18 protein-coding genes are annotated in these 18,177 nt (G+C 36.6%); 11 read left to right on the top strand and 7 right to left on the bottom strand.

Annotation, left to right across the window (positions count from 1 at the left end; genetic code table 11):
- Nucleotides 1–5 precede the first annotated feature (5 nt).
- Both DRF61_RS21320 and DRF61_RS21315 read right to left on the bottom strand, forming a co-directional pair.
- Nucleotides 6–332, bottom strand: a complete 327-nt coding sequence (locus tag DRF61_RS21320; protein WP_111960880.1) for a nucleotide pyrophosphohydrolase — start codon at nucleotides 330–332, stop codon at nucleotides 6–8.
- The gene (locus DRF61_RS21315) at nucleotides 332–1,741 is read right to left on the bottom strand and encodes a hypothetical protein (protein ID WP_111960879.1); all 1,410 of its coding nucleotides are present in this window, start codon (nucleotides 1,739–1,741) and stop codon (nucleotides 332–334) included. The genes DRF61_RS21320 and DRF61_RS21315 overlap by 1 nt, the downstream gene beginning before the upstream one ends.
- Before the next feature lie 178 nt (nucleotides 1,742–1,919).
- On the opposite strand from DRF61_RS21315, the gene DRF61_RS21310 reads away from it, so the two are divergent.
- From DRF61_RS21310 to DRF61_RS23145, 8 genes are all read left to right on the top strand, one after another.
- Nucleotides 1,920–2,171, top strand: a complete 252-nt coding sequence (locus tag DRF61_RS21310) for a type B 50S ribosomal protein L31 (protein ID WP_111960878.1) — start codon at nucleotides 1,920–1,922, stop codon at nucleotides 2,169–2,171.
- Nucleotides 2,172–2,429: 258 nt separating this feature from the next.
- The gene (locus DRF61_RS21305) at nucleotides 2,430–3,590 is read left to right on the top strand and encodes a GlmU family protein (RefSeq protein ID WP_111960877.1); all 1,161 of its coding nucleotides are present in this window, start codon (nucleotides 2,430–2,432) and stop codon (nucleotides 3,588–3,590) included.
- Nucleotides 3,591–3,829: 239 nt separating this feature from the next.
- Nucleotides 3,830–4,339 carry an RNA polymerase sigma factor gene (locus tag DRF61_RS21300; protein ID WP_111960876.1) on the top strand — a complete coding sequence of 170 codons (510 nt, stop codon included), beginning with the start codon at nucleotides 3,830–3,832 and terminating at the stop codon, nucleotides 4,337–4,339.
- Nucleotides 4,314–4,988: a hypothetical protein gene (locus tag DRF61_RS21295; protein ID WP_174772341.1), complete on the top strand. Its 675-nt coding sequence runs from the start codon at nucleotides 4,314–4,316 to the stop codon at nucleotides 4,986–4,988. The genes DRF61_RS21300 and DRF61_RS21295 overlap by 26 nt, the downstream gene beginning before the upstream one ends.
- Before the next feature lie 65 nt (nucleotides 4,989–5,053).
- A complete protein-coding gene (locus tag DRF61_RS21290) occupies nucleotides 5,054–6,334 on the top strand; it encodes a DUF4252 domain-containing protein (RefSeq protein ID WP_111960875.1) in 1,281 nt (426 codons plus the stop codon).
- 12 nt (nucleotides 6,335–6,346) lie between these two features.
- Complete coding sequence (locus tag DRF61_RS21285) at nucleotides 6,347–6,847, top strand: DUF4252 domain-containing protein (RefSeq protein ID WP_111960874.1); 501 nt, start codon at nucleotides 6,347–6,349, stop codon at nucleotides 6,845–6,847.
- 194 nt (nucleotides 6,848–7,041) lie between these two features.
- On the top strand, nucleotides 7,042–8,502 hold the full coding sequence (guaB, locus tag DRF61_RS21280) for an IMP dehydrogenase (RefSeq protein WP_111960872.1): 1,461 nt from the start codon (nucleotides 7,042–7,044) through the stop codon (nucleotides 8,500–8,502).
- A gap of 31 nt (nucleotides 8,503–8,533) precedes the next feature.
- Complete coding sequence (locus tag DRF61_RS23145) at nucleotides 8,534–8,650, top strand: T9SS type A sorting domain-containing protein (protein WP_111960870.1); 117 nt, start codon at nucleotides 8,534–8,536, stop codon at nucleotides 8,648–8,650.
- Between the two features lie 61 nt (nucleotides 8,651–8,711).
- Here DRF61_RS23145 and DRF61_RS21270 read toward each other — a convergent pair whose 3' ends face one another.
- The 5 genes from DRF61_RS21270 to DRF61_RS21250 form a co-directional block, all read right to left on the bottom strand.
- The gene (locus tag DRF61_RS21270) at nucleotides 8,712–8,909 is read right to left on the bottom strand and encodes a KTSC domain-containing protein (RefSeq protein ID WP_111960868.1); all 198 of its coding nucleotides are present in this window, start codon (nucleotides 8,907–8,909) and stop codon (nucleotides 8,712–8,714) included.
- A gap of 95 nt (nucleotides 8,910–9,004) precedes the next feature.
- Nucleotides 9,005–9,688, bottom strand: a complete 684-nt coding sequence (locus DRF61_RS21265) for a T9SS type A sorting domain-containing protein (RefSeq protein WP_111960866.1) — start codon at nucleotides 9,686–9,688, stop codon at nucleotides 9,005–9,007.
- Between the two features lie 6 nt (nucleotides 9,689–9,694).
- On the bottom strand, nucleotides 9,695–10,285 hold the full coding sequence (locus tag DRF61_RS21260) for a phage tail protein (protein ID WP_111960864.1): 591 nt from the start codon (nucleotides 10,283–10,285) through the stop codon (nucleotides 9,695–9,697).
- 130 nt (nucleotides 10,286–10,415) lie between these two features.
- On the bottom strand, nucleotides 10,416–12,278 hold the full coding sequence (locus DRF61_RS21255) for an AAA family ATPase (RefSeq protein WP_111960862.1): 1,863 nt from the start codon (nucleotides 12,276–12,278) through the stop codon (nucleotides 10,416–10,418).
- 14 nt (nucleotides 12,279–12,292) lie between these two features.
- The gene (locus DRF61_RS21250; RefSeq protein ID WP_111960860.1) at nucleotides 12,293–13,363 is read right to left on the bottom strand and encodes a DUF4407 domain-containing protein; all 1,071 of its coding nucleotides are present in this window, start codon (nucleotides 13,361–13,363) and stop codon (nucleotides 12,293–12,295) included.
- Between the two features lie 341 nt (nucleotides 13,364–13,704).
- Here DRF61_RS21250 and DRF61_RS22960 point away from each other — a divergent pair, with 341 nt between their 5' ends.
- The 3 genes from DRF61_RS22960 to DRF61_RS21240 form a co-directional block, all read left to right on the top strand.
- Nucleotides 13,705–13,890 carry a hypothetical protein gene (locus DRF61_RS22960; protein ID WP_238601931.1) on the top strand — a complete coding sequence of 62 codons (186 nt, stop codon included), beginning with the start codon at nucleotides 13,705–13,707 and terminating at the stop codon, nucleotides 13,888–13,890.
- Nucleotides 13,891–14,037: 147 nt separating this feature from the next.
- A complete protein-coding gene (locus tag DRF61_RS21245; protein WP_238601930.1) occupies nucleotides 14,038–15,273 on the top strand; it encodes a T9SS type A sorting domain-containing protein in 1,236 nt (411 codons plus the stop codon).
- A gap of 6 nt (nucleotides 15,274–15,279) precedes the next feature.
- Nucleotides 15,280–18,177, top strand: a 2,898-nt coding sequence (locus DRF61_RS21240; protein ID WP_157963419.1) for a hypothetical protein, incomplete at its 3' end; no start/stop codon positions are given.

Here is an 18,177-nt window from a genome sequence, read left to right as displayed (position 1 = left end):
ATTTATTATTTCAACTTCTCGTTGTTCTGATGCCGTTCTTTATCACGGTCTGTTTTGATTTTCATTTTCTTGTCGAAAGCTTCCTGTAAGTTCACTCCGGTCTGATTGGCTAAACATAAGGTGACAAACAGTACATCTGCCAGCTCTTCACCGAGATCTTTGTTTTTATCGCTTTCCTTTTCGCTTTGTTCACCATATCTTCTGGCGATGATGCGGGCTACTTCACCTACTTCTTCGGTCAGCATAGCCATATTGGTCAGTTCATTAAAATAGCGGACTCCTATGGTTTTTATCCATTCGTCAACCTGTTCCTGCAACTTTGTGATTTCCATTATTGATAGGCTCCAAGGGTAGGGTTAGTTGTTCTTGACACATTCACAATATCAAAAGGTACAGTTCCGGCTACAGTGACGTTGCCTTTTCCTCTTGCGGGAGATGTTGTTTTTACCCGTAGGTTCATCTTCGCTGCAAAATAATTGAGGAACTGAGGATCCTGATTTTTAATACTTTGTATTACATTAGGACTGGTGTCAAAATTAAATCCGGCTTCGGGTACTCCTGAATATTTGATGAGGGAGTTTTGAATAAGGAATTCAAACTGCTGTCCCGGTGTCTGCTCAAAATTAACCGAATTATCCCTGTCTGAAAAGACGATACTGTTTTTTATATCAAGTCGTTGAAGCGCTCCCTGTTCTGTAGTTCCTGCGGCATTTTTCCATTCATTGGCTGCCATAATTCCATTTCTGTTAAAAGATCCCATTGTTTTAGAATAATTCGCAATTGTGGCATGGGTATAGCTGTGATTTCCACCTCTGAAAATCCCGATACACGATTCTCCACAGTTGTTCATCACTAAATTATTAGCCGTAACCGTTGAACCCACTGCATAAATACCGTATTCAAAGAAAGTATGGATGAATGAGTTTTTGATATTTGCCGTATTTTGTTTCATATCCAGTCCTCTTGTTCCTCCGAAAAGTCTTGCAAAATTCATATTGAGGATAGAATTGGGTTCCATTCGGATAGAATTCCAGTTCTTGGGAATTGTATCATAATATGGGTCATTTCTGTCTCCACGCAGGATCACTTCATTATCAAAAGCTCCGTTGATGTTTAAGGTTGCACCAGATGACACCTTCATACCGCTGTTTTTGTGAAAGTAAACTTTAGTTCCCGCCTGGATGTCCAGTGTGATATTGGGATTGATGGTTAGATCTCCATAGATGATCTTGGCCTTATTATTATTCCATGTTGTATGGGTAGCAATTACATTAGGATTGCCTGGTGTTTCGATGAAAAATTCCGCATCCTGAACAACGGAAAATAAAGTCACATGTTGCTGTCCAGCACCACTGCTGAAAAGGATCTTGTCTTCAGCTATAGCCTCGGGTCCGGTAGCTTCAGGTGCGATTTCCACAAAAATATACATACTGTCTTTCTTTCTCAATGGTACATCCTTGAAATCATAGCCTGGTTTCCCGTCTACATTGATCCTATATAATGATGCACTTCCTTTTTCCAGATTGATCCTCGGAATTAAAACATCCTTATCCTCATTATTATATACTTTTACAAAATATGTTTCAGAACGTACCTGGTGATAGACCGTATCACAGAATACAGTGTCCCTTGAAAAACTTAACTGCTGTGATGGAGCATCAAAAGTAATATCATCTTTATTGCACGATACTGCTACAAGAAGCATCCAAAAAGAAAAAGCCAGTAATAGTTTGATTTTCATCGAAATTTAAGTTTAAGATTTCAAATTTAACGAAAATACTTTGAATTTCTTATCTATAAAAAATATTGAATCTGGTATTTGTATATTTGAAAAAATGTTGTACTTTTGCAACCTAAAATTAGCAGAGAAATACCATTACTATTTCGGAAGCAAACTTTAATTTTTTAAAAATTGTATTATGAAAAAAGGAATCCACCCAGAAAATTATAGACTTGTTGTTTTCAAAGATATGAGTAACGACGAGGTGTTTCTTTGCAAATCTACTGCAGAAACAAAAGACAGTATCGAATATGAAGGACAAGAATACCCATTAATCAAAATGGAAATCTCTTCAACTTCTCACCCTTTCTACACTGGTAAAGTGAAACTAGTTGACACTGCAGGTAGAGTTGATAAGTTTATGAACAAATACAAAAAATTCGCTAAGTAATTTTTTGTCACCAAACATACTGAAGTCTTCCAATTTATTGGGAGACTTTTTTTATTTTAGAAATTAGAATAACGGTAAGGTATATTTGGAAGGCACATATTGATCCTGAATTCTGCAATCTAAATTTCAAATTCTATTTCCAGCTATTTTCGTATTTTTGTTTTGAACAGAAATTAGATGCTCCGAATTGTTAGCAAATCATTATCTCAACTTTGGATCTCTAACTTCTAACTTCTAATCTCTAACTTCTATATTACAATGCAATTAGTATTTTCAGATGCCCAGTATTGGGAAGATTTTCTTCCGTTAACTTTTACCCGTCCTGTTGCCGCCATGCGATGCGGAATCCTTACCTTTTCCGAGCGATGGCAGAAGGTCTTAGGAAATACTGAGGTTTCTTACTTTACCGAAAATTATCTTCAGAATAAATTTAAATCCCCTGAAGATATAGAAAGCTTATTTCTAGTCACTAATTTTCTGCCGACCGAAACAGTCATTCAGCAGATTAAAGATCTTAAGCAGGGGGAAGCCCTAGTTTACGAAGATGAACTGATTGCCGCCAGGATTAATATGAAAGGTTTTTCTCTAAACCAAATCGAAAAGATGACGGATATAAAAGAGAAACTGACTTTCTTTAAAAAGCCTGCAGACTTATTTACGTATAATCATCTTGCCATCGATTTTGATTTCAATTTGCTGACTGAAGGAAGAACTTCACAGGAATTATCTTCCACCAATGGATTTTTAGGGGATAAAAAAGATCTTTTCATTGAAGAAGGTGCCCAGGTGGAATTTTCTACCATCAATACAAAAACAGGAAAAATCTATATTGGGAAAAATGCTGAGGTGATGGAAGGCTGTAATCTCCGTGGACCGATCTCTCTCGGAGAGGATTCCAAGTTTAATTTAGGATCAAAAATTTATGGTGCCACGACTATTGGTCCTCACTGCAAAGTGGGAGGCGAAGTGAATAATATCATTATATTCGGATATTCAAGTAAAGGACATGAAGGCTTTGTTGGAAATTCCGTGATCGGCGAATGGTGTAATTTCGGGGCAGATACGAATTCTTCCAATCTTAAAAACAATTATAGCCAGGTCAAATTGTGGAGCTACAGAACGAAAGCTTTTGAAGATACTGGGCTTCAGTTTGCCGGTCTTATTATGGGTGACCACTCTAAAACAGCGATCAATACCCAATTGAATACCGGAACAGTAATAGGGGTCGCTTCTAATATATTTAAGCCTGGTTTTCCGCCAAACCTTGTGGAGAATTTCTCATGGGGCGGAAGTAAAGATGATGAAAGGTTCAAGCTGGATAAAGCCTATGAAGTGGCAGAAAGAGCAATGGCAAGAAGAAAAGTGGCATTAACGGATGAAGATAAAGCTATACTGAAACATATTTTTGAAACATATTAATATTGAAAGCCTCCATTTGGGAGGCTTTTACTTTATTGGATACTGATGATTCTCTCACAGACAATTAAATTATCTTCCAGAAAATAAAAAAAGAGTAATTTTATAAAAATCATAAAACTCCTTTGTAAACAGGTTTTATGAATGTATAGAGAATCTAAAATTAGAAAATTATCATTTTTTTTATAATGTAGTGTAATAGAATACAATTTTTAATTGTCTTACTAATAGAAACAAAACTCATGACCCAAGAAACTTTCAAGAATACGGTGTTTATTCTCAAAGACGAGATGTATCGTTTTGCGAAAAGATTCGTTATGAGCAGTGATGAGGCAGAAGATGTGGTGCAGGACCTGATGATTAAATTCTGGCAGAAGAAAGAAGAGCTGGAGAAGTTTGGAAATTTAAAATCCTATGCTTTGAAATCTGTCCGGAACGAATGTCTGAATCGGCTGAAGCACCATGATGTGAAGTTGGGATTTGCAGATTTGCAGCTTCACCGCTCAGAATTGTACAGCATGGACATCAATAATCTGAAGGAGCATATTATAGGTTTTATCAACCAGCTCCCGGAAAAGCAGAAAATGGTGATTCATCTGAAAGATGTAGAAGAATATGAGGTCTCGGAAATTTCCGAAATGCTGGAAATGGAAGAAAACGCAGTAAGAGTAAACCTGATGCGGGCGAGACAAAAAGTAAAGGAACAAATATCACAACTGATGAGCTATGAACAAAGATCAATTTCAGAATAAATACGATGAGATCTTCCACGATATAAAGGAAGAAAAGATGGACTGGAGTTTTGAAGATTTTCTTCAGAAAGCAGAAGGTGGGGCTGAAGGCTCCGAAACGAACGAGGCGCCCATCATTCCGCTCCAAAAAAATAAGCCTTCATTTCCGAAATGGTTTTGGATGGCAGCAGGATTAGTGCTTCTTTTCAGTGTTGGTTTTTTCTTTAATGATTACCGTACAGGGGTTATGGAAAGAGAAAAGCTGGTTAAAGATGAGGTTTTGAAGCAGAAATCAAAATTTATTGAAGAGAATAATGACCATCAGGAGCAGGTAGCGGTTAACCATACCGATTCCATTTCCGGAGCGAGAAAAGATTCTATCTTCCAGGAAAATTCAGTAGCGGAAAAGGATGTGCTGGATGAGATATTGCCAAAAAGAGGAAGATTGAAAAAAGAAACAAAACCGAAGTTCGTCAGTAACTCTTCATTCAAAAATAATAAAGCTTTAAAAGATTCTACCGGATATAAGGATTCTTATGTCATAGTTAACGGTAAAAGGATCGATAATGTAGATGAAGCTATCAATGTAACTAAATATTCATTCCAGATATTTGCCAATAACGTTAGTGAAAAGTTAGCTCAGCCTACAGTAGTAGACGACGATTATTAACAACAACAATAGATTATGCTCTGATCAGGTAACAATAATCAGCTTAAGAAAATAAAAATTGACTCATGAAAAAAATATTTATAGTATTCGCACTCGCTTTTTCCCATTTCTTTACAGTGTATGGGCAACGGGATAAGTTCGACATGCTTTTTGACAGGTACCAGGAGGTAGAAGGTGTAACCTCTATTAAAATTGCAAAGCCAATGTTCAGTATGCTGAGCAGCCTTGATATTGATGATTCCCAGCTGGATCAGATCAAGCCTCTGCTTTCGAAAATTAACGGATTGAAAATCCTTATTACAGAAAATCCGGAAAATATTAATACAACAGAAGGACGCAAAGTTCAGGATAATCTTTCCAGGCTCAGCAAAGATGTTTCCATGTATTTAAAAAACCTTAATTACAATGAGATCATGTCTGTCAATAATTCTGGTTCAAAGATAAAATTTCTTTCTTCTGATGCAAAAGACGGAATGTTGGATGATCTCCTGCTTAGCATTGATGGAGGAAAAGGAGAAAATATCCTGGTCATGCTGGATGGAAAGCTTTCTATGGATGATGTGAATAAAATCATTAATTCCAGCGAAACCAAGACCAATACCAAGACCAATACAAGGAACAGCCTTACCTCTGAAAACAATTCCTCTTATCTTAACGGGGAAGCAAGAAATGTAGGCGAGTTCTCAGGAATTCAGGTAAGTGACGGAGTGAATGTGGTTTTCAAACAGGAAAGTCCTGCCAACGTAAAGGTAATCGCTGATTCTGATAAACTTCAGTATATCATTACAAAAGTGGAAAATGGAGTTTTGAAAGTCTACGTAGACAATAAGGGAACAAAGAATTTAAAGTTTAAAAACTTAAGCGTTAACATTTCCTCTCCAAGAATGGACAATATTAAAGCTTCTTCAGGAGCTAACTTTAATGTAGTGAACTCCTTAAAAGAAAATAACCTGGTTATTGATGCATCATCCGGAGCTAATGTGAAAGGAGACTTTAAGGTCTCTAACACACTGGATGTTGGAACTTCATCAGGAGCAGTGATAAGAGCAGGAATTACGGCGGGAACTATCATGATAAAAGCATCAAGCGGGTCCAATACAGCCTTTGAAGGAAAAGCAGATTCCGGAATAATAGATATCAGCAGCGGTGCTCTTTGTAAAGCTGACGATCTGAGGCTGGGTAACCTTGAAGTGGAGGCTACATCCGGGGCAAACCTTTCGGTAAATGTTTCCACAAAACTGAAAGTAAAAGCTTCTTCAGGAGGAATGGTAAAATATAGAGGAAGACCTGAAATAGAATCCAATATCAGTAAAATGTCCGGAGGTAATCTGAAACCTATCGATTAAAAAATGATAACCATGAAAACTTTAAAAAACATTTTTTTAGGAATCCTTACATTGCTTACGCTTCAGTCATGTATTGTTTCAGGAAAACCTAATATGGACTTCTTTAAGCAGTCCGGGTATGATTTTAAAGGAGCAACATTTGCCAGCTTCAATGTACCTGTATTTATGGCAAAACCTTTTATCAAGAAAGCTTTGAGAGAAGATGGTGAAAGTGAAGAAGTCATTGCTCTGGTTAAAAAGGTCTCAAAAATAAAAGTCATGACCGTAGATAACGGGAGTAAAGAAATGCTGAACGAATATTCCAGGTATCTGAATGACAATAACTTTGAAGAATGGGCAACCATAAAGCATAACGGTGAAAATGTCAATGTAAGGGTAAAGCAGAATGGGGAAACCATTAAAAATATGATGATTACTGTCAATTCAGATAAAGAACTGGTTTTCGTGGATGTGAAGGGAAGCTTTACAGCAGATGATATTTCAAACGTAATTAATGCCGCTACAGATAAGTAACCACTGTTCATAAGTATGCATCATTAAAGATATAACAAGTAGTTTCATACTATACTAATTATTTTGTACAGAAAGGCCGTTCTTAATAAGAGCGGTTTTTTCATTTAAGTTATTGATTATTAAATTTTATTTAAACTATTGAAAAGGATTTTCATATCTCGTCAAAATAACCTAATTTTGCAAAGAAAGTAAAGATGTCTATTCATAACAAAATTGTAGAGACAGCCATCACTTTCGATGACGTTCTTCTAGTCCCTTCTTATTCAGAAGTTTTACCTAACCAGGTATCATTAAAATCAAGACTTACCGACAAAATTACGCTGAATGTTCCGATAGTTTCTGCTGCGATGGACACAGTTACTGAAGGAGATCTGGCTATTGCTCTGGCAAGAGTCGGAGGTTTGGGTTTTATCCATAAAAACATGACGATCGCTGAGCAGGCTGCACAGGTGAACCGTGTAAAACGTTCAGAAAACGGAATGATTTCTGACCCTGTTACCCTTTCTAAAGATCACACCTTGGCTGAAGCTAAGGAAACTATGGCCAAATATAAAATTTCTGGCCTTCCTGTAGTGGATGCAGATAATGTACTGATAGGAATCATTACCAACAGGGATGTAAAATATCAGGAAAACCTTGATATGAAGGTTGAAGAGATCATGACCAAGGAAAATCTGATCACTTCTGATAAAAATACCAACCTTGAGCAGGCTAAAGAAATTCTTCTTAAAAGCAGAGTTGAAAAGCTTCCGATCGTGGATAAAGACAATAAGCTGGTGGGATTAATTACCATTAAAGATATTGATAACCAGTTGGAATATCCGAATTCCAATAAAGATCACAAAGGGCGTCTTATCGTAGGAGCAGGTGTTGGAGTTGGAGAAGACACGATGGACAGAATTGCAGCATTAGTAAATGCTGGTGTTGATATCGTGGCTATTGACTCTGCACACGGACACTCCAAAGGAGTTTTGGATAAAATTTCAGAAATCAGAAAAGCATATCCGGATTTAGATATCGTAGGAGGAAATATTGTAACTGCTGAAGCAGCAAAAGACCTTATTGAAGCTGGAGCTAACGTTCTTAAAGTTGGAGTAGGACCCGGCTCTATCTGTACAACGAGAGTGGTTGCCGGCGTTGGGGTTCCCCAGTTATCTGCGATCTACAATGTATACGAATATGCAGCTTCCAAAAACGTAACAGTAATTGCCGATGGAGGGATCAAGCTTTCCGGAGATATTGTAAAAGCGATCGCAAGTGGAGCAGGAGCAGTAATGCTTGGTTCCCTTTTAGCCGGAACTGATGAAGCTCCGGGAGAAGAAATTATCTTCCAGGGGAGAAAATTCAAATCTTACCAGGGAATGGGAAGTCTTTCCGCTATGAAGAGAGGAGGAAAAGAAAGATATTTCCAGAGTGAGGCTAAAAAGTTCGTTCCGGAAGGAATTGAAGGAAGGGTGCCACATAAAGGGAAACTGGAGGATGTGATTTTCCAGTTGACGGGAGGCCTAAGAGCCGGTATGGGATACTGCGGGGCTAAAGATATTGAAGCTTTACAGAAAGATACCAAGATGGTTATGATCACCGGAAGCGGTTTGAAGGAATCTCATCCACATGATGTAATTATTACTCAGGAAGCTCCGAATTATTCTTTTTAGGATATTTAAAGATATATTATAAAACCATAATTTGTACGGCCAATTTTATTTAAAACCTACAAATAACCAACAGCTTGAAAAAGGAGTTTATATGGTTCAGATTTCCAATGGGAAAGATAGCAAAACTTCTAAACTGATCATTAAATAAAAGGTGGTCATACAAAATATAAATGCCTCCGGTACTGGAGGCATTTTTTATTATGATTGGTTCAGTTGATTTTAATATATTTAAATCTTCGCTTGATAACATTATTCAGGAATCTTCCCTTCGATTGGGCTTCTCTGAATTTTTCAGATATAGATACCGGAACCTTAAGGTAATCATAAACAGCCCCGGACTGATATACAATTCTTAATATTTCAGTCTCAGGAAAATAAGTATAGCTGTTGACAACACTTGAAGGCATGGAATATAACCTGCAAAAAATATTCCCCAAAATAGCCCTCAGAAATTCCGAAGGCTATATCAATAATCAAGTAATGCTATAAGACATTATAGGTTTTATTTTTTCACGAATTTAAATTCATGAGATTCAAAATTTTTAGTAGTAATTTTTAAAAGATATACTCCTGCAGAAAGATGTGATACATCGATTTTCTGATCAAACGGTTCAGACCTTACCAGCTGCCCATCTAAGTTATAGATTTGTGTCGTCTGCCCGGTATCAATTCCCGAAATACGGATAACATCTGAAACTGGGTTTGGAAAAATCTGAATTTTAGATTTTGTGACCTCCGATGTTCCCAATGGCGAGCTGTGTACATCCCCTGTCATTGTGGAATTGGTGCCGGTAAGATTTCCTCCGCATTGCCCACTCGTTACGGCTGAATTTTCCACCCAGGTTCCAAACGTATTGCTTGGTGGATTCATACTGGCGTTATTTCCTGTTGAATTGTAATAAATAAGCGAAGGAGCAGTAAAGGTTCCGTTTCCTTCATCAGCGAGAAATTCCCACCTGGTAAGGGCATTATTCCATTGAATTTTAAATTCGCAGGTCCCCAACCCACCACATGGCTGCCCATCAACCGGTGTTGTAATGTAAATATTTTTGTTGAATGCATCAACTCCGGTTTTCGTGAATATAAAATTCTGGTTGTCAAATAGGTTATGACATCCATTGAAAGTAATGGTCTGTGCGGCCATTGTACTTCCAAGAGCTATTGCTAATAAGTATAGAATTTTCATAACTTATTAATTAAAAGATGGATAAATACCCTGTAAAGCTATGATACATCTCATTGTAACAAAGGGAGGTCTGTTTTCATGAGGTTGAGATCCTCCGGCTGGATTCACCATGGTAGCCTTCATTGTTGTATTTGCATTGGCGTCTGAATATTCCTTGTCTAAAAGTTTAGTATCTGCAGGGAGATTCCCTGTAGGTGTGTTTTGATTTCCTTCAGCTGTTACAGCATTTATGGTATGACTATGAATAGGCATCTGTTGCTGCGTCAGTGTAACAGTTTCACTGCCGCCAATTTCTCCTATTAAATAATTCTGTGAAATGCCTGGTCCCTGTCCCTGGGAAACTAAAACTCTTCCTCTCATATCAGGCAGCGCAAAATTAGTTGTTCCGTTTCCTCCATAAGTGGTTCCCAATAAGGAGAAAAGAGCCTGGTTTTGAGCTATAGGCAGGAGTTGTCCATTGCAGTCTGCCCATCCGTTTGGTGCCCTGTTGTAGGGTACAAAAGCAATCTGTCCAAGAAAAGGTTCATATTGTGCTTTTAAAGTAGAAATGAATGCAACGCTTATGAATAGCGTGAGTGCTAAAATTGAGTTTTTCATGATGGTTAGTTTAGTAGAGTAAAATTATAAAATATTCGGATAAAATAATCATATATAGAAAAAACCTCTCAGAATTGACTGAAAGGTAAGATGTTATTAATTTTAATTTCTATTTTTCTGGATTTTTTCTCTACTGGCCGAGCATCTTATGATACGTTGCAATATGCAGATGTCCTTCTTCTTTAATGCTCACCTCAAGTTTATGTTTTTTTGCGGTCAGGTAGATTTCTTTAGGCAGCATACTACCTTTTTTGCTGAGTTCAATGCTCATATCTTTCAAAAGATCTAAATGAAGAAGCAGATCTTCCCTCGTTTTTACAGCGAGATCCTGCATCAGTCTTTCAATTTTTTTATCTGTAATATCATGCTGCATACGATGCGGATAATCCTCCAGGCTGTATGTTGCCTGATATTCTTCATCAAATCCGTATTTTCTGATATAATCGGTGGCAAGTATGGTAGCCTGCTCCCTGTCGTGGCTTCTTCCTATGCTTGCATTATTTTCTCCAAAAATGATTTCTTCAGCAATACCACCGGCCAGATAAATTTTAATCCTGTCAAGCAGGCTCTCCTTTGTATCATGGATCTGGTGCGGAAAGGTAAATCCTGCAGCATAACTGCTGGCTACTTTGCTTTTCAGCTGTAAGGGGGCAAAACCTGTATAAAGCATATAACATACTGCGTGGCCACATTCATGAACACTGATATTGGCTACTGCATCCTGCTGGCTGGATTGCCGTATACTGTCGATTCTTCCGGTATAAGGAATTTCAATGATACGTTTTCCTACTTTCCCGGTGATTGTTTTCTGCTTCACCAGATAATCAATTTCAATGGTTTTATCATCATTGATAATGGCTTCAAATAGAAATTTGCTGAGGTTTGTATCAAGGATATCAACTACACTACTGAATACCGGGCGCACACCCTGTACAGGAAATACCCCGTTTCTATAGATCAGCTCATTGATGCTTTTGCTGATTTTTAAGCTGATCCCAAATTTTGTTTTTGTCTTAGTCTTAAGATTGTTTATTTCCCTTTGGATAAGTTGCTGAAAATCTTCTGTCTTTAATGAAAAATAGATCAAATGGATATTTCCAAATCGTGCTACCTGCTCCGGGCGGAATTTTCTTGACAAAGCATTTTTTATATCAACAACAGTTATTTTCTTTGTGAATGCATGATATATATTCGCATCTATATCTGCTTCGCTGGTTTCACGGGACATCTGAAAAGCTTCATCCAGGTTTCCGCTGATAATGATCAGCATTTTGCTGTAATCTACCGGCTCATAGATTTTTTTCTCTTTCTGCTTCTTCAGAATCAGCTTGATCATATCTTCCTCTTTCATATCGATGATGCTCATCACATCATCTTCCATGCTGAGGTACTTTTTCAGTTCCTTGGCATCCCAAAGATTCAGATAAGGATTTTCATCCATTTCCGTTTCGCCGTTCATCTTTCTGCGCTCATTTTCCTTTTTACGCAAAAGGTAGGAGAACAGATAATGTTCAAGATCATCCCGTTCCCTTTTGCTTAGTCTTCCATCACTTAAAAGCTCCCAAAAATCGGTAAACTTTGTCTGTGGTACCGGAGTGCCGTCGGGATCGATTGTATTAAAACGCTGGATTTCATCAAAAAGAACGATGCTCGGTTTTTCATCACTGAGGCGGTTACTCTGGAAAATATCGGATACACTTTTACTCCATGAAGTTTCGTCGCTGTTGCTGAGCTCTATCTCTACAAAACGATTTTGAAATTCCAGGAACCGGACGGTTTTTCTTACAAGATCTGTCTTTCCTACGCCCGTCATTCCCCACAGATTAATCACTACGGGACGGGTTAGGATTTCGGGCATCAGATACCAGATCTGGATGTATTCCATTAAATCATCAATAATCTTATCAATTCCGATGAATTCTTTTTTCAGGAATGCTTTACAGTCGTCCAGCTTTTTCTTTTTCTTCTGGATCTCTTCTTTATCAATAATCATGCGTGAAAAATACGCTATTTTTTTAAATTATCCTTAAAATCATCAATTCTGAAATCTGTCAGGGCATTTCCCTTTTCAATTTTTTCCTTAGAGTAAAGCCTGAAATCATTTTCTGTTTTTTCTAACAGGTAATCATAAGGCCCGACATGGGAAATTAATTTTACCAGAACCGGAGAGATTTCAAGACATATGAAAAGCCCCATGATAAAAGCGGCCGCCAAGCCTATAATTGCTGAGTTTTTGCCCAATTCATCCAAAGCCTGGAGTCTTGCAGCAAAACCATTGAATTTATCCTCAAAGGTTTCCGAAGATTTCCTTTCTGTTTCCAGGTTCGTATAAACTTTAGAGATCTCTTTATCTAAATATTCGACTCTGGGGGCATTCTGCTTCTGGAAATTTTCCAGATCCTGACGACGCTGTTCCTTCAATTCCTGCTTACGTTTTGCGTTGGGACCATAACCTTCTTTTCCACTCGTAAGCCCGGACTGTTTTCCAAGGATTTCTTTTTCAAGCTCTACAGCTGCCGAATCATAAGCTTTCTGATACTGTATGGCTTTTTCTGCAATCTGTTTTTTTTCAGTTTCAAAAGGGCCGCTCTGTTTCAGGATTCTGCCGCTCATTTCACCCTCAAGCTGTTTTTTATTTCTTTGAATGATGGTATTGAGTTGTTTGTTAACCTCTTTTTCAAAAATTTTAAGCTCCAGAGGTTTAGAAATAATAATTCCTAGAAATGTTGCTAAAACAAGACGGGGAATAGCCATTAAAATCTGATTTCCCCATGTACCTGTTTTTTTGATGGAGGAAACGATGTAACGGTCCAGGTTGAAGATCATTAATCCCCACAGAATTCCGAAACCCACTGAAGTCCATATATTGTCAAATACAGTATACATGGCATAACCTGCAGATAAAGTGGCAAAAACGGCAGTGAATAATACAATTCCTCCAATTCCTGAAAATTTATTCCATTCACTCGGAGTCTTTCTTAAAATATGAATGTTTCCTCCGGAGCATACCATCAGAAACTTCTGGAACCAGTTTATTTTATGATTCGCTTGATTTATAGTTTGTTGGTTTGTTTTCATTAGTGAAAATTTATACAAATGTAGCACTAAAAATCATACCAATGTAAAAGATAGTATTATGTTTTGCCAAGTAATTAAATATTTTGATTTAATTGATTGATTTACATTATACTAATTGTTGCCAAATAAGAACGTTCAATAATCAATTTAAAATATTATATCTATGATTTTAATACGCCACGTTCTGTCGTTTTGCCCAGATATCTTTGCCTAATACAATCAGCAAAGTGATAAAAAAACACTTTAAAGTGAAGAAATTATATTAAATCACATTAACATGACTTGATTGTGTTAAAAAACGTTAAATTTGCAAAACTATACGGACTAATATACATAAATAGATGAGAAAGCTCTACATGAGTGCATTTACGATGTGCACAATCCTGGGTCTGTCGGCCCAGGAAATATTATGGCAGAAAGACATCAAATCCTCTACACAGGATTTTCTAAGCCAGGTTACTACAACAATAGATCAACAGTATCTGATCACGGGAAGCTCAATTCAATCCAGCCCTTCAATAGCCTAAGGGACCTCAAGTCAAAAGCAGAATAACGGCTACGATTTCCATCTGGTAAAGCTTAACCAACAAGGTGAAGCAGCCTGGGAGAAATACGTTTCAGGAAATAATCACGACTATCTTTCCGCAACCGTTGCTACACAAGATGGTGGATTTTTGATTTCTGGTACCTCATATTCAGGGAAAGGTCTTGATAAAAAAGAAGATTCAAAAGGGGGAGCGGACATTTGGCTCATACGCCTCAATGAATTTGGAGACGAATTGTGGCAGAAAACTTTAGGATCAGCATCCGATGAAGAAGCAAAATCAGTCATTCAGACCACAGATTTAGGATTCTTTGTAGCTGGTAACGTTCAGAATTCAGCTAAGGGTTATGGTTCAAAAGATGTTTTGATTGTAAAACTCGATAAGGATGGAAAAGAACTATTTCAGTCAGTTTTAGGAGGAAAAGGTTTAGATGAAGTAGAGAAAATGATTCCAACGAAAGACGGCGGAGCTTTGCTAGGAATCTATTCCAGAAGTGCTACAGGTGGCTCAAAGAAAACCGAAAACTTTGGTGAAGGAGATTACTGGGTAATCAAGCTTAACAAGGATGGAAAGGTTGAATGGGAAAAGAATTTTGGTGGCAAAGCAGATGACCACATCAGAACCCTTGCCTTGACCTCAAACGGATATATTATTGGAGGAGAAAGCCGATCCGAACGATCAGGATCTAAGACAGTTGGAATAGAAGAAGGTACAGATTTATGGTTTATCTCACTTAACGAAAGAGGGGAAGAAATCTGGCAGAAGTCTTACAATTTTGGAAACAGGGATATTCTGATGGGAACGAGTATAATCCAGAGTCAAGATTCAAGAGCCAAGAACCAAGATGTCACAAAAGGAATTCTTTTGGGAGGTTATACCCAGGCAGAAGGAAGGATTGAAGCCAATGATGAAACTTTCTGGATGCTGTATCTGAACCAGGATGGTAATGAGCAGTGGAGAAAACATGTAAAAGGAGAATCCAGGAAAAGAGAAGAGAGACTTTCAGATATTAAGTTGAACAGGGATGGCTCCATTATTCTGGCAGGAACCAGTGCCGAAGAGCTTGGCAAAGAGAACTGGAAGATTGTGAAGTTGGGAGATAAACAACTTGATCAGCTTATAGAAAAACAGGACATCAAAATCTATCCTAATCCTGTATCTGATTATGCTTATGTAGAAATTGGCTTTGATTTCAAAGAAGCAGATATAATGCTGTATGATATGGGTGGAAGACAGCTTCAGAGCTTAAAAACTAAGAATAAAGTAACGAAGATCAATACCCAGAATTTGATACAGGGGGCTTATCTGGTGATGATAAAAACGGATATGAATAAAACAGCCAGTGCTAAACTAATAAAGAAATAAATACAGATGAAAAAAGTATACTTATTATTGCCTTTGATGGCAGTTCAGTTTTTACAATCACAAACTGCTTCTGAACCTACTTCTGTAAGTAATATAATGGATAATGTTAAACAAATATATCCAGCAGTACCTACAGCGAATAATTTAATGAAATTTGAGGAAGTACCCGTGAGCAATTATAGTGGCATTCCAGATATTAAGATTCCTCTCATTACTCTTCCAATTAACAATTCACCTATTACAATGGATGTATCCTTAAATTATCATCCCAACAATTCAAAGCCTGATGATAAATCGGGGGAAGCAGGCCTGGGGTGGAATTTATTTGCAGGAGGAAGCATTACAAGAACAGTACGAGGAACCCCTGATGACCAAAATGTTATGCTCTCTCCTGGAGGTCAACCTAGTATAGGTATTTATTTTGATGAATTCACGTCTGACTTTTTAGATAAAAATTATACTAGAAAATATTTAGATGCATTAGAAACAGGTACAGGTTTAGGTTCTTCGGATAATCAGTTTAAAAAATTATTTTATGAAGCATTGTATTTCAGTCGTTATGATACTGAGTATGATTTGTATCAATATAATTTTATGGGATACTCTGGAAGATTTATCATAAAAAAAGATTCAAATAACCAGCTATATGTGGAAAAATTAGATAAAAATAATTTAAGAATTAGTATCAGTTCGGTTAGTTCAAACAATAGTTTTGAAGCTAATTCATTTATCATTACAGACGAACTGGGAAATAAATATACATTTGATATTACTGAGAAGTCATTGAGAACATCTTTAACTAATCGAGTAGGATTTAAAGGACATGTTAGTACCAACGCTTCTAATCTAGGTAATGTCAATTCAGCTTTCCATCTCAGTAAAATAACAAATATGGCTGATGTTGAATTAGCAAAATTTAGTTATTATCCTGCACAGCAAATTATATATGCTGATTACTCTCAGATATATAGATCTGTAAAGACTCCAATACAATCCTACGAAGAAAAGTTTGACAGAGAAATTCCGTCAGCTCAGGAAACAAGCACAACCAGTACGACTACTTTAGTTCGTATTTTGAAAGACATTGAAATTATTGGAAAAGGGAAAATTAGTTTTACTTATTTGCAGGGAAGAGAAGATTCTAATTTTACTAACCCCCAACAACTTTTAAAATTAGATAAGATAAGTCTAACTGATTATTCAGGGAAAAATCTTGAAAGTTATCAGTTTGAATATGATTATTTTGTATATAGATTATTAGGTAGGGATGTTGATGAAAGAAGGCTTTCACTAAAAAAGGTTACTAAATACAATTCCTCTTCAGGTAAAGATTTTGACTATACTTTAGAATACAACCAAAATAATTCTGGGTTCAGTTTAGGAAAAGACCATTGGGATTGGTTTAATTGCGTAAAACCGGCTGATAATTATTTACTTGCTAAAGAACCTTCTCCCGCATGTATAACAACCAATTTATTAAAGAGCATTAAATTACCATCAGGAGGGATAAGAAAATTTAATTTTGGTAGCAATACCTATTCTTATGTAGGTAATCAGCCTGTAGATGTATATGAAAATCCTGACAATTGGGAAAATTTAAATTCTGAAGTTACTTACCTAAAAACAGAAAATCGTGTAAGAAAATATTTCTTTACCCTTCCTTCTCCTCAAACAGTTGAATTTGAAAGTCTGGCCAATCAAATTGCTAATGATATTTGGAGTATATCAATTTATAAAAAAGAAGGGAATAATTATATATATGTCACCAATCTTGGAACATCTGTCGATTCTGGATATGTGACTAACCAAACAAGAGACCTTAATTCAGGAGAATATTATGTTGTTTTTAATGGGGATTTTACATCGAACTACAATGGAACTGTTAATTTTATTGCGACATACACAGATAAAAAAGTAAGTGATATTATTCCTTATCTGTTAGGAGGTGGAGTTAGAATCAACAATATAAGTTATTTTGATAAGCTCGGTGATGCCATTCCTGTGAAAAAAATAGATTTTGATTACAGCAATGTTACTAATTCTCAAAAAAGTAGTGGAGCTTTAATATTTCCAAGACCTATACATAGTTATAATTATGACTACAATAATGTTTTTGTCTATGATTGTAGCTCTATGACGCCTTGTAAACAAACCTTTACTAATAATTTTACAATTTTTTCTACAGAGAATTTTCTTCCTGTTCAAAAAACACAGGGTGCTGATATATGTTACCAAAATGTTTCTGTCTCAGAAACCAATAAAGGTGAAGATCTATTTACTTACACCTCTCCCATAGACAAATCAAATCCCGAACAGATTTCTTCCGTTCCTCCTTTTACTGCTATTGGAAATTATGATTATAAAAGAGGTTTATTGATAGATGAAGAAACAAAGGATAACAACAATACATTACTTTATAAAAAAAGTAATCAGTACACCACTTATGATTCAGAAAAATTATCGGGAATTACTTTAAGGCATGCAGGCTCTCCGTATACAGAATATCTATACGCAGGTAATTTTAAAACGTATGAATCTTATCTTTCAAACTGTGTAAATGCCATACCAAATCCTTCATGCAGTAGTAATCCTATTGATATGATTGCTATTACGAATCATCGTGAAATTATAGGAAAAGCTAATGCAAATTCTTCGGAGGAAATTTATTATTTACCTCAACCCTTGAAGACAACTAAATTTTACGAGTATAATAATTTAGATTATCCTATAAAGCAAAAAAACACTTTTTCTGATGGAATTGTTAACGAAGCTACCTATAGCTATGCTCATGAAAAAGGCAACCAGCTGATGATTGATAAGAATATGGTTGGCATTCCATTAGAAACTACTACAAACCAGACTATTGGAAGCAGCACAAAAACACTGTCAAGAACCGAGACTATT

This window comes from Chryseobacterium lathyri, from assembly GCF_003290185.1.
In the GTDB taxonomy this organism is placed as follows: Bacteria; Bacteroidota; Bacteroidia; order Flavobacteriales; family Weeksellaceae; genus Chryseobacterium; species Chryseobacterium lathyri.
The sequence above is the reverse complement of the archived record's forward strand: the minus strand, read 5'-3'. Positions and strand labels throughout refer to the sequence as shown.